Genomic DNA, 12,491 nt, shown 5'->3' on the forward strand with positions numbered 1-12,491 from the left:
TGTTTTTAGAAAAAATTACGATTTTGTAACCTTTTCATAACTTTTTTTTAAGATTCGCTTAAGATTCATCAAGTAAAGTAAAATTAAAATTAACCAATGAGCGGAGGAATTCCTTTATGAAAACAATGCTGTTGTTTCAAAATAAAACGATTCCCGTCTATATAACGGATACGAATAAAAAAGCTGTCGAGAAACTTACCGATGTACTGAACCGCAAGCTGAACACTGGCAAAAATGCGCTCAAGCTCTGTATCAAGTCGCTGATCAGCGTCGAAATCGTCGGCAGCGAAGCTACGCTGCATTCGTATCATGAGAAGGATACGTTAACGATTTCCCTTTACTAAGCTAGAGTATGCTGCTGCAAGCTGAGTCCTTGCTGCTCCAGCAATTGGACAAGCTGTGATTTTAGGTTTTGATTGTGTACGGTTCAGGCAGGCGATCTGGCATCGCCTGCTTTGCTGCGTTTAGACGACTACTAGGCCATTGCTGAAATTTCGATACATGTTATACTAGATTCAATGACTACATGGAGGCTGTTAAATGAGCGAACAAATTAACCGTATTGAACAGTTATTGATCCAATTTGCGCAGCAAACGAACGAACGGCTTGATCAGTTTGATAAGCGTCTTGACCAAATGGACAAGCGTTTTGACCATGTGGATAATCGCCTTGACCAAACAGACACGCGTCTTGATCAAATTCAAATCCAGCTGGGGCGCATGGAACAATCGCAAAATGACGATGTCATTAGCATACTTCGTCATACGCATGACAAAGTTTCGCATTTGAATCAAAATGTTACCAGCCTTAAACAAGATGTGGAATACATCGTTAAGGAGCAATCCATTATTAAGCTCGAAATTGAACGTTTAAAACATAAACAACCGCTATTTTCCAGTCAATATAAAAATGTGCTCGATGATCACTAATTCATCCCATACCAAAAAGCAGCCTTCAAATTGCCCGCGACGCGAGCTTGAAGACTGCTTTTTTTCATGTAAATCATAGATTCTATTCACGGTTAAAATTACGGCGTCGTCACAGTCGCCTTATGAAGCTGCTGCTGCTCCGAGATGAGCAAGCTAACCTTCCACTTCTCATAGAGCTCCCATGCCACCCCATTGTCGATCAAGTCCTTGCACGTGTACAAGCCCTCTTCAATGGAATCGACTCGCTCTGCCAAATGAAGCCGGACCGCAGCGTTAAGCAGCACCTGATTCATAAAAGCGAGATGCCCGCCTCCATTAAGCACGGCCTCCGTCACAGCCATTTGCTCCGCGGGCGTCCAGTCCACGTCGGGTACAGGCAGCTCCAGTCCATAGGCATCTGGGTCAATCATTTGCAGGCTGGCTTCGCCATTTTCTACCTGATACGTTCTAGTTGGCCGCTCGATGAACAAATCCTCCGAGCCCTCCGTCCCTTGCACAATGAGCGCCTTCTTATAATTCAAATTCGTCAATAGCTTCGACATGCGGTCAAATACCGTATTGTGATAAACGCCGAATGCGAGATAAGGCGAATGTCCATAATCCACAAGCTTCTCAGCTGTGTTCAATACCGTTCGCATGCCCAATTCCTCGCGCAGCCCGTGCAGCCGCTTAAGCGGCGGGCACCACTCTTCTGCGGGAACGAACAGAATGCCCGTCTCCCTTGCAGCTTCAAGCGATGCCTCCTGCGAAAGCAGCTTCGGATTTATGCCCATTTCGAGCAGCAGATCCTGCAGCGTAATGCCCCATTTTGGAGGAAGGGAAGCTGTACCGTGCAGCGTGACCGGCAATCCGGCAGCCGCTAAGACGAAGGAGGTGGCGAATGTGGCGTAAAATGATTTTTTCCTACCGTCGTATGGCCCTGCGCAGTCAATTCCCTCCTGCACATGCTCGCGGCGGGCCTGGCTCCGGCACACGTTGACGAAAGCTTCAAGCTCCTCAACGCTTTCCATCTTAATTCGCTCCGCCATAAAAAAAGCACCGATCTGCGCCTGAGTCGCCTCCAGATTCACAATCCATTCGGCTGCTTGCACCGCTTCATCATAGGTCAAATCACGCGCGCCCCTCTTCCCGCGCCCGACTTCCTTCAATAGATTGGTAATCATCGGTACTCCCCCTTATTTCTGCTCCTGCAGCAGCTGATATACCTTTACAATGGACGTCGCTACATCCACAAGGCGTTTGCGCTCATTCATAGCCTGCTTGCGCAGCAAATCATAAGCCTCCGCTTCGGAAACTTTTTTAATGTCACATAAAATGCCCTTCGCCATATCAATCCATTTTCGTTCTTCCAGACGGCCCTCCAGCTGCTGGCGTTCCAAATGCCACTGTTGCCGCTCACTGCATTGCTTGGCTCCAAAATGGAATGCCCAATGCAGCTCCTGCTCGCTCATAAGCGGCGTTATGATGCCATCCACCGGAAGATCATCCTCGCAAAAAGCATTCGAAAGCGTCGCGGTTTCGGCACTGCACCACCAAAGCATCGGAATTTTTTTCCAGCCCAGCAGTTTAGTGCCCCAGTACTTTACCTCGTTTAATGGGAGATTCAATACAACTGCATCCGATTGGGCGATATGCTTGCGCGCAAGCTCCTCGCTGCCGCCATGCAATACAAAATAACCGCCGGACTCCAATATAACTTCGGGCAAAAGCCTGCTTAAATCGCGGTCTGCCTGGTTTTTCGGTCTTACAGGCTCCCAATCGGCAGCTTTATGTTCAATAAGTAATAAAGAACGCATTCAGGAGCGCCCCCTCCTATTTGACTGTTGTGAATATTTATAACACAAACTCCTTTAATTTGTCGACACTTCAATTTATGCAACAATTTACGTAAGGTATATTGACATGATATAAAAATCCAGTGTATAGTAGCACTATCAACTATAACGTTTTTCACGAGTACAATGGCGTATTCGATTGAACCGGCAATGGAGCCTGGTTTCGTTCTACCAAGGAAGCACAACTGTGTCCTTGGGAGCGAAATCAGGCTTTTTATATTTATCCAGACAGAGCTGCCCTATTTGAGAGGAGAGAACCATGATGACAATCCCTAAAAAATTAGTACTTATCGGCAACGGCATGGCAGGCGTTCGTGCAATCGAGCATTTGCTCAAGCTGGCCCCAGACACTTATGAGATTACGATTTTCGGTGCGGAGCCGCACCCTAACTATAATCGTATTATGCTGTCCACCGTCTTGGCAGGCAGCACCGAGCTTAAAGATATCATTATTAATGATTGGGATTGGTACAAGGACAACCACATTACGCTTCATACGAATCAAGCGATCAAAAAAATTGATACGCAGCGCAAAGTCGTCATTTCCGAAAGCGGCATGGAGGCCCCTTATGATGAAGTCGTTATCGCAACAGGCTCCAAGCCGTTTATGCTCCCTATTCCCGGCGCAGATAAAGAAGGCGTCATTGCCTTCCGCGATATTCAAGATTGCGAGAAAATGTTCAGCGCAGCCAAATCGTATAAAAAAGCAGCCGTTATCGGCGCAGGCCTGCTCGGCTTAGAAGCTGCCCGCGGCTTGCTCAATCTCGGTATGGAAGTCACCGTCATTCATAAGCATCCTTATATTATGGAACGCCAGCTCGATGAGGCAGCCTCGCTCATGCTGAGAAAGGAACTTGAAGCTCAAGGCATGAAATTTCTGCTCAGCAAGCACTCCGCTTCAATTACAGGCCGCGGCAGAGTCAAGGAGCTGCAATTTACCGATGGCAGCCATTTGGCTACCGACCTGATCGTGATGGCCGTCGGCATACGCCCGAATGTGGATTTGGCGAAAAGCTCCGGTATTGACTATAACAACGGCATACTCGTCGATGATTTTATGAATACGAATATGGCCCATGTATCGGCACTTGGCGAATGTGTAGAGCATAGGGGCGTTGCTTACGGCCTTGTGGCTCCCTTGTATGAGCAAGGCGCGGTGCTCGCTAAACGTCTTGCAGGCGTCGAAACGACTGGTTATGCCGGATCGGTCACTTCCACCAAACTAAAAGTATCTGGCGTCGATGTCTTTTCAGCGGGGCGCTTTATTGAGACGGAAGGCTCGCGGGCGCTGCGGATTCAAGATGATATGGCGGGCACTTATAAAAAAATCGTTATCCGGGGCGGCAAGCTGATTGGTGCGGTATTGTTCGGCGATACAGCGGACGGCGCCTCGTTGTTTGCTTCCATAAAAAGCGGAGAATCGATTGAAGGCCGCGAGAAGGAGCTGCTGCTCGGCATTTCGAACGATTTGCTTGGCAAATCAGGCGGCAGTGCTAGCCGGCTGGAAAACATGCCCGACGATGAAATCGTCTGCGGCTGCAACGGCGTCACTAAAGGTGCCATCGGCGATGCAGTCCTTAACAAAGGCTGCCATACATTCGGTGAGCTGAAAGCCTGCACGAAAGCATCCGCATCCTGCGGCGGCTGCAAGGCCGATATCGAAGGATTGCTGCACTTGTTCGCAGGTGACGCAGTAGGCGAATCCGCGAAGGAAGGCATTTGCGGCTGCACATCGCTTAGCCGTGACGAAATCGTAGAACAAATCCAAAGCATGCGCCTGATGACGATCAAAGAAGTGATGCATGTGCTCGACTGGAATAACAAAGAAGGCTGCTCGAAGTGCCGCCCTTCCCTCAACTACTACCTGGGCATGCTGTTCCCAGAAGATTATGTGGATGAGAAGGAATCCCGCTTCACGAATGAGCGTTATCACGCCAACATTCAGAAGGACGGTACTTATTCCGTCGTCCCACGTATTTATGGCGGAGTCACAACTCCAGCAGACTTGATTAAAATCGCTTCGGTAGCCGAAAAATTCAATGTGCCGCTAGTGAAATTTACAGGCGGCCAGCGCCTAGACCTGTTCGGTGTTAAAAAAGAGGATTTGCCCAAAATGTGGGAGGAGCTCGAGATGGCTTCGGGCCACGCCTACGGCAAAACGCTCCGGACCGTAAAAACATGCGTCGGCAATACGTTCTGCCGCTTCGGTACACAGGATGCCATGGCCATGGGCATTAAGATGGAAAAGGCTTTCGAGCGTCTGAACGCTCCGGCAAAATTCAAGCTGGCGGTCTCCGGCTGTCCCCGCAACTGTGCGGAAGCAACGATTAAAGATTTGGGTGTTGTAGCGATTGACGGGGCATGGGAAATTCATGTTGGCGGCAATGCTGGTGTGAAGGTAAGGGCCTGCGACTTGCTGACAACGGTGAAAACAGAAGACGAGGTAATGGAATGGACGGGTGCTTACCTGCAATACTACCGCGAAACAGCCCAGTGGAATGAGCGTACCGCCCACTGGATCGACCGTGTTGGCCTTGATACGGTCAAAAAAGCGTTGGAGAAGCAAGAAGACCGCCTCGCGCTCGTTGAACGTGTACAGAAAACGCTCAGCCTGACGACAGACCCTTGGAAAGAAATTGTGGATAACGATGAATTGCGTAAAAACTTCGAACCGATTGCCGGCCCACTGCCGGTTTAACATCAGGAGGGATTAAATATGAGCAAACTGCTGATTGGCAAATTATCTGATATTGATGTTCGCGGCTCGCGCACCGTGCGCGTGAAGGAGACGGAAATTGCTTTATTCCGTCTTGAGGACGGCAGCGTACTCGCTATTGAAAATCGTTGTCCGCATAAAGGCGGACTTTTATCCGAAGGCATGGTATGCGGTACGGTTGTCCATTGTCCGCTGCATGATTGGAAGGTTGACCTCCATAGCGGTTTGGTGAAGGACCCGGATGACGGCTGCGTAACGACTTTTGCTACTGAAATTGATCCAGATAACGGCGCCATTTACGTGGTTATATAATTTATATCTTTTATAAATATTACTTATTTCCAATTCTCATCGCTTTACTTCTATAATAAAGAGCATGTTAGGCGATTCCTAATCTTAAGGAGACATCATTATGTCCTATATCAAACCCGCAGAAGTAATAAATACAATGATTGATACTGGGACTGCGAAAGCTAATGCGAGCACGCTGCAAATGGTCATCCGCGGTTTTCTCGGAGGCGCAATTTTGGCCTTTGCCACAACGCTTGCGTTTACGGCTGCCAGCCAAACCTCGCTTGGCCTTGCAGGCGCTCTCGTATTTCCCGCTGGGTTCGTGATCATCGTCCTCCTTGGATTGGAGCTTGTGACTGGCAGCTTTGCACTAAGCCCTCTATCTGTCGTTGCCCGCAAGACGACCGCAGCCCGCATGCTGTCCAATTATTTCTGGGTCATTGTCGGTCATTTAATTGGCTGCGCTGCATATGCGCTGCTGTACGGCTTAGTCATAACAAAAATGTTCACCGATATGAGCAATCCGCTCATTCAAATGATTATTCAGCTTAGCGAAACGAAAACACTCGGCTACAAGCATATGGGGTCTGAAGGCATGATGCTTGTTGTCATTAAAGCGATTTTGTGCAACTGGATGGTGACACTCGGCGTCGTAATGGCGATGACGTCCAAATCAACGGGCGGCAAAATCATTGCGATGTGGCTGCCCATCGTTATTTTCTTCGCCCAAGGCTTTGAGCATGCGGTCGTCAATATGTTCGTCATTCCCGCAGGCATGCTGCTTGGCGCTGACGTCAGCTTTGCTGATTGGTGGGTATGGAATCAAATTCCGGTACTCATCGGCAACTTTATTGGCGGTGCAGTATTTACGGGGATGCTGCTGTATTTGTCCCATCATTCGCCGACAAGCCAAGCTTTGAACGCTAAAGCAACGATAAAATCCGAACCGGCAGCAGCTGGAGCAGTAACCTCCAAAGGAGGTGGACTATGATGAAGCAGTCAGCAGGCACGGTTTACATTGTCGGAGCAGGTCCGGGCGATCCCGAGCTCATTACCGTTAAAGCAATGCGGCGCATCCAGTCGGCTGATGTTATTTTGTATGACAGGCTCGCTACCACTGAGCTGCTCGATTATGCCAGCAAAAACGTCGAGCTCATCTATTGCGGCAAAGCACCAAACGCCCACGCCATGCCACAGGATAAAATTAATCAACTGCTTATACAATACGCTAGCCAAGGAAAAAATGTCGTTCGCCTGAAAGGCGGCGACCCCTTCGTCTTCGGACGCGGCGGCGAGGAGACGCTGGAGCTTGCCAAGCATGGCATTCCTTATGAGGTGATACCCGGCATTACGTCGGCGATCGGAGCTGCGGCAGCGGCGAATATTCCGCTGACTCACCGCGAGCATGCTTCATCCTTCGCCTGCGTCACAGGCACCCGCTGCCATGGCGATAAAGCGCCTGTACGCTGGGATCTGCTGGCACATAGCGTGGATACATTAGCCATCTATATGGGAGTCAGCCAGCTTGGCGCCATCCGCGAAGAACTGCTGAAGCATGGAAAAGCCGCTTCGACGCCCGTTGCACTTATTGAGCGAGGCACCACCTCGAGGCAGCGTACCTTTACTGGCACACTTGAGCATATTCATCATCTGGCCGCTTCCGTACAGCTCAGCAACCCTGCGTTAATTATTATCGGTGAGGTTGTCAAAGTGCGAGAGCAGCTGCTTATGGCAGAGCAGCAAGCGGCACAGCAAGTGAAGCAACAAGAAGAGCAGCAAGCAGAGCAATTGATTGGCTGACAGAAAAGTTTAAATGATTGAGGCCTCGGGGAGCATTGCTCTCCGGGGCCTCATGTGCATTTAGAGCAGCGCCTGCTGCCACTTACTAGGTTGGTATTGCAAACGATAATCGGAGTTTCAGAAACTTGGCGGACACAGCATCCGCTATTTCAACAGGATAACGGTTATGAAGAATCCTGCGGACTCAGGAGCCGCTAATGCGCCAGCAATCGCCATTTTGACACAATTATGAGGGCAATAGCGGATCTCCTGTCCGCGTGCAGGCTGAAATCGAAAAAAAAGCGGAAATAGCGGAACCTCTGTCCTTCAAAAATGAGAGAGGGTACCTGTCTGTGTGGTCAACGAAATGTGCTTGGGGATGCATACAGATGCTAAATAACAAATTTAGCGTTATGCAAAATATTGATTAAAAATCTTTTCGGCCGTTCGTGTGGCCAGCGCTTGTGTGGTAAGGGTCGGATTCGGACCGCCGATTCCGTTGAAATGCACGCTGTTATCAGCGATGAATAATCGTTTGACTTGCATCGCCTCGCAGTTCGTATCCGTAACGTATCCCATTCGCATGGTGCTTTCAATATGGAGCATAAAGCTGAAGGGCGTATCCGAGCGAATAATCGTTTTGGCTCCTGCTTGCTTTAGCGTCTCGGAAGCATATCTGGCCAATTTGTCGCGTCTTTGCAGCGTTTTTTTGCTCGGAGTATAATAAACAACAGGAATTGGGCCGTTCTCGTCCTTCAGCAGCGGATCCACCTCAACCCTGTTGTGGTAAAGCGTTTCGTCATCCGTGAGAAGCAGCATCGTCATCGTTCGAGTATAGTTCATCATCAGCTCTTTCAATTGAGGACCAACGACCCGGCCGTGAATATCCCAAGGCGCTCCCGGCTCGGGAGGGTTAAGGGCATTATAGCCTGCCTCGCTGAAGCCATAAGTCAAAAAAGACATTAAACCCGGGCTCAAACAGGACACTTGGAAAATCCCTGTTCCCGGAATATCAACTCTGGCTCCCGAAGTGTGCCCCACATACGGATAAACGGCAGGCATGCCCAGTATGTTCATTAGTTCCTTTTCATCAAAAACGCCTGAAACCCAGTCAAAACAATGATTGGTCAAGCCTCTTCCTACCCAAGCATTATGGGGCAGTCCAGAATTTAGCCACAGACGTGGAGATTCGATGCAGCCTGCAGCCATGACGACCGTTTTTGCATGAAGCTCTCCGATTTCTCCTGTCCACGTATCTCGAAATTGCACACCTGTTGCACGAAGCCCTTCTTTCGGGTCCTGCTCGGTTAAAATTTTAATCGCGAAGGAATTGGGACGAATGGCTACGTTTCCGGTTTTGAGCGCAAGAGGAATGTAGCTGACGAGGGTACTTCTCTTGGCGATTTTATCGACGGACGGTCCGACCGAGCAGCCGTTGACACAGTTCCCCTTCAAGGTGCACCCTTCCATGTGGGATAATTGCTCCAATGAATAATTGGGGTCCATCAGATGCTCATTTGTCGGGAGTATAGCGTTTGGATTCGGGCGATAACCTGGCGTCGTCACATTGAGCGTAGGTATGAGCTGCCAGCCCGCTTTTTTAGCCCCGTAGTAAAAAAGCTCTTCTTTCGGAGTCGTCGGTGCAAACTGGACAGGCAATGTGGCTTCAGCTTTCTCGTAATAAGGAATCAGCTCCTTATAGCTAATGGGCCATATCCCATCAACTGCAATCGGAAAAGCCCGCGGCGACTGCGTCCAATAATGCTGGGTCGTTCCTCCAACTCCTGAAAGCTGCCAGATGTCTCCCTTCTGGCGCATAACCCTATGCCAAGGTGTACGCCGGCGGTCTGCCGGACCGAAGCGGAACATGCCGGACACCACATCATTCATGTTGTTCTCATACCCATTGTACAGCTTCTTATAGAGAGCTACATCCAGATCATTGTAGCTGGAGCTCCATTCCCCTCCACGCTCGCTGTTCGGGTTTTGCCAGTTTTTATTTCCATACCATGGGCCAGCTTCCAGCACCAATACTTGCAGTCCAGCCTCTGCGAGCTCCTTGGCAGCAACGGCACCTCCGCCGCCGGATCCGATTACGATTACATCCGCATCATACAATGGTAGATTCCCCTCCCTCACGAACGATGGTCAACTTATAACCGAGCAGCGCCCGGTAACCCGGAACGACGCCTGGGTAACCGACCTGCTTCCAGCTGATCGGGAAATATTCCAATCTTCGCTCGGTAGGCGTAGCGAGCCGAGTCGTACCATACGCGGACCACTCCGAGTAATTGCCAAACATCGTCTGCCTGTTGAGAAAGTCAACCATAAAGCGGACAATGCCTCCATCATACTGGTACGGAGGGGGCAAGCTCCAAAGATCAACATCAAGCTGCTCAAGCATTGCTAGAACCCGAATCCTATCGATAGGAGAAAGTGCGGCATAGGGGCTGCTTTCCCAAACCGCATGATTTGGAGCATGCTGCGCACGCCCAGAGGTGACGAGTTGAACCGCACCCGCATTGAGCATTTGGGCCGTTGGGGCAGCTAACGGAACGACCGTAAGATGTGTGCCTAAAAAAAGCGAAAGACTATGATCCAATTCCCATATCATATACTCATGAATGTGCAAATCTACTGCTCCAGCCGTTTGCTCCGCTCCGTAAACGGCAAGCGCAGGTGTGTTTGGCACAATGGCTTCGACCAGCGCCCGAAACGTTGCAACCGTAGAAAGATCAATGGAATTAATATATGATTTTGTTCGATGCATGTCGGATTCCACCCTTTGCAAGCAGAGATGTTAGCATTTGGACTCAATATAACAAAATCTATTCCATTAGTTTGTCTATTATTCTTTCACAAGCAAAAAGGAAAGAGCAGCCATTAGGGCCGCTCTTTCCTTTTTGCGATTTCAATATCGTTATGAAGCTGCTGCCTCGGATGCGTCAGCAGCTGTATCCGAGCCTTGGCCCGCCGTACCGCCACCGCTGCCTTGGCCGCCGGGACGGCCGCCGCCCATTCCGATTTGAATCGTTGCCGCATCCTGGGTGCCGTCGGTTAACGTGTAAGTGACAATGTCATCGGCTTTCAAGTCGGCAAGCGTCTTGGCCGTCTCCACACGCTGATCGTTTTCGAAAGAAACGGCTGTAATCGTTGTCGCATCGGTCACCGTCACTTCCACCGTCTCCTCGGTGAACATATTCTCCATATTCATCCGGCCACCGCCCTGACCCTCAGCAGCTTGTCCACCATCCTGAGCCGGCGGCTCCGGCTGTGTTCCATCTGGCGCCGCTCCCGCTTCACCTTGCTGTGCATCGCCTTGCGCTGGAGGCTCGCCGCCTCCTTGGCGGTCACCTGGCGTGAAGGAAGATTTGTAGAGCGTAATGGTCTGCCCATCAATGGATTTGATCTTGCCCATTGTGCCTCCCATCATCATGCCGCCTTGGCCCGGACCGCGTTGCGCTTGTCCAGCACCAGCATCCGCTTGTGTGCCACTCTGCGCAGCGGCCGCTTCCGTGCCTGCAGCAGCAGTCGTATTCGTTGCTGTCTGATTGGCGCTGCATGCAGCCAAAGTGGCTGTTATGACAATCGTACTTAGTAGTGTTTTCCAATTCTTCATAAGGGTTCGCTTCCTTTCAATAAGCCTTGCTTGATTGTACAAGCACAGCTTATCAAACCATTATGAACACCGTATGAATGCCGCCTGAACGTCCGCTGAATGTGCGGCGCACACTTAGTGACAACAAAGCTTAGCGGAATGCGACTTGAATTGCCCCTAACCTCAATTGCTTCAGCTGCTCCACAACAAGGCTGGCAACTTGCAGCGCTCCGCGCTCCTGAAAATGCGTATTGTCCTCTACGCCATTGGGAAAGTTCATAAACTCGCCGGGCGCCGCCCACATAAATACCGATTGGGTCGCTTCCGGCCCAAGCTCCTCGAACAGCTTGCGGCTTTCCTCTGCCAAATCGATTAACGGTACATTTTCCTCCTCGGCAAGCTCCCTCATCGCAATTAAATAATCGCCATGCGTATCGACGAGACTACCATCTGCTTCATAAAATCGCCGCTGTACGGACGTCACCAGCACGGGAATCGCCTCGCGATGCCGAGCCCCGTCTATGTACTGTTTTAAATATTCCTTATAAGTGGTAAAAGGCTCCGTCCGCCGCTCCTCATCCGGCTTCTGGTCATTATGTCCGAACTGGATCATCAGCACGTCCCGCGGCTTCATCCATTGTAAGATTTCATCAAGGCGGCCCTCTCCGATAAAGCTTTTGGAGCTCCGCCCGGAAACCGCCCTATTCTCAATAGCTACATCCTGCTTGAACCATTTGGGCAGCATTTGGCCCCAGCCAGCATAGGGATAGCCATCCTCGCGCTGATCCGTAACGGTTGAATCTCCGGCAAGAAAAAGGGTCGGCGTTTGGCTGGAAGGCAGCACCTCAAGCGCATTAATGCGCGGCGCCAATCCCGTAAAGGCCAGGCGGATTTGACCATCTCTTATGGACAAGGAAAAGCTGTAGCGAATAAACTCGCCTGCTACCGTCCTCACACGCTGTGCCATGAGCCGGCCACAGCCGGCTTTAATCGTCGTCTCCGTTGCGGTTATGGCATCGCCGATTAACAAATTCACGGTGTAGACACCATTTTCTACATCAAGCAAAAAGGACGTTTCCATCGGAATGCAGAAGTCGCTGCCCATGCCCTCCGCTTCCACACGACTCTTCGCCGCTACCTTCGTGACCGAGCTGAATCCGTAGCCTTTGCCTGGCTCGTACAACGTTGAGTCCGTTACCTTCACATGCCCGTCCCTCGCAGCTCCAACACCAAAATCAAATCGAAAAACATCCGTCATCTTTGTTTTCCTCCCTCAAATGATCATCAGCCGTTTCCCATGCTGGTTGTAAGCGTTCTCTAAGTTGTATGCAAGGCAGCGTTT

General features: G+C 50.3%; 12 protein-coding genes. 6 read left to right on the forward strand and 6 right to left on the reverse strand.

The features are described from left to right. Positions 1-116: 116 nt before the first annotated feature. Together AC6B99_RS02905 and AC6B99_RS02910 are read left to right on the forward strand one after the other, a co-directional pair. Positions 117-344 carry a hypothetical protein gene (locus tag AC6B99_RS02905; protein ID WP_046228538.1) on the forward strand — a complete coding sequence of 76 codons (228 nt, stop codon included), beginning with the start codon at positions 117-119 and terminating at the stop codon, positions 342-344. A 196-nt stretch (positions 345-540) separates the two neighbouring features. Beyond that, entirely contained in the window at positions 541-930 is a 390-nt protein-coding gene (locus tag AC6B99_RS02910) for a hypothetical protein (RefSeq protein WP_496662716.1), read from the forward strand. 98 nt (positions 931-1,028) lie between these two features. On the opposite strand, the gene AC6B99_RS02915 is transcribed toward AC6B99_RS02910, so the two are convergent. Together AC6B99_RS02915 and AC6B99_RS02920 are read right to left on the reverse strand one after the other, a co-directional pair. Beyond that, on the reverse strand, positions 1,029-2,093 hold the full coding sequence (locus AC6B99_RS02915; protein WP_056039173.1) for an anthranilate phosphoribosyltransferase: 1,065 nt from the start codon (positions 2,091-2,093) through the stop codon (positions 1,029-1,031). Positions 2,094-2,105: 12 nt separating this feature from the next. Then, positions 2,106-2,726, reverse strand: coding sequence for an ANTAR domain-containing response regulator (locus tag AC6B99_RS02920; RefSeq protein WP_056039171.1), 621 nt, complete (start codon positions 2,724-2,726; stop codon positions 2,106-2,108). Between the two features lie 301 nt (positions 2,727-3,027). On the opposite strand from AC6B99_RS02920, the gene nirB reads away from it, so the two are divergent. The 4 genes from nirB to cobA all read left to right on the forward strand — a co-directional run bounded on the left by nirB (position 3,028) and on the right by cobA (position 7,572). Further along, positions 3,028-5,463: a nitrite reductase large subunit NirB gene (nirB, locus tag AC6B99_RS02925; RefSeq protein WP_056039168.1), complete on the forward strand. Its 2,436-nt coding sequence runs from the start codon at positions 3,028-3,030 to the stop codon at positions 5,461-5,463. An 18-nt stretch (positions 5,464-5,481) separates the two neighbouring features. After that, the gene (gene nirD / locus AC6B99_RS02930) at positions 5,482-5,793 is read left to right on the forward strand and encodes a nitrite reductase small subunit NirD (protein ID WP_056039167.1); all 312 of its coding nucleotides are present in this window, start codon (positions 5,482-5,484) and stop codon (positions 5,791-5,793) included. A gap of 100 nt (positions 5,794-5,893) precedes the next feature. Then, on the forward strand, positions 5,894-6,763 hold the full coding sequence (locus AC6B99_RS02935) for a formate/nitrite transporter family protein (protein WP_496662717.1): 870 nt from the start codon (positions 5,894-5,896) through the stop codon (positions 6,761-6,763). Continuing rightward, positions 6,763-7,572 (forward strand): uroporphyrinogen-III C-methyltransferase, encoded by an 810-nt coding sequence (cobA, locus tag AC6B99_RS02940; RefSeq protein WP_442952550.1) that lies wholly within the window; start codon positions 6,763-6,765, stop codon positions 7,570-7,572. Before AC6B99_RS02935 ends, cobA begins: the two co-directional genes overlap by 1 nt. Before the next feature lie 390 nt (positions 7,573-7,962). On the opposite strand, the gene AC6B99_RS02945 is transcribed toward cobA, so the two are convergent. The 4 genes from AC6B99_RS02945 to AC6B99_RS02960 all read right to left on the reverse strand — a co-directional run bounded on the left by AC6B99_RS02945 (position 7,963) and on the right by AC6B99_RS02960 (position 12,407). Beyond that, positions 7,963-9,669 carry a GMC family oxidoreductase N-terminal domain-containing protein gene (locus tag AC6B99_RS02945; RefSeq protein WP_056033945.1) on the reverse strand — a complete coding sequence of 569 codons (1,707 nt, stop codon included), beginning with the start codon at positions 9,667-9,669 and terminating at the stop codon, positions 7,963-7,965. Beyond that, positions 9,662-10,321, reverse strand: coding sequence for a hypothetical protein (locus tag AC6B99_RS02950; RefSeq protein ID WP_056033948.1), 660 nt, complete (start codon positions 10,319-10,321; stop codon positions 9,662-9,664). The genes AC6B99_RS02945 and AC6B99_RS02950 overlap by 8 nt, the downstream gene beginning before the upstream one ends. Before the next feature lie 150 nt (positions 10,322-10,471). Then, a complete protein-coding gene (locus AC6B99_RS02955) occupies positions 10,472-11,170 on the reverse strand; it encodes a hypothetical protein (RefSeq protein WP_496662718.1) in 699 nt (232 codons plus the stop codon). Between the two features lie 130 nt (positions 11,171-11,300). Then, on the reverse strand, positions 11,301-12,407 hold the full coding sequence (locus AC6B99_RS02960; RefSeq protein WP_056033954.1) for a rhamnogalacturonan acetylesterase: 1,107 nt from the start codon (positions 12,405-12,407) through the stop codon (positions 11,301-11,303). Between the last annotated feature and the right edge of the window lie 84 nt (positions 12,408-12,491).

It is taken from the genome of Paenibacillus liaoningensis (assembly GCF_059609455.1).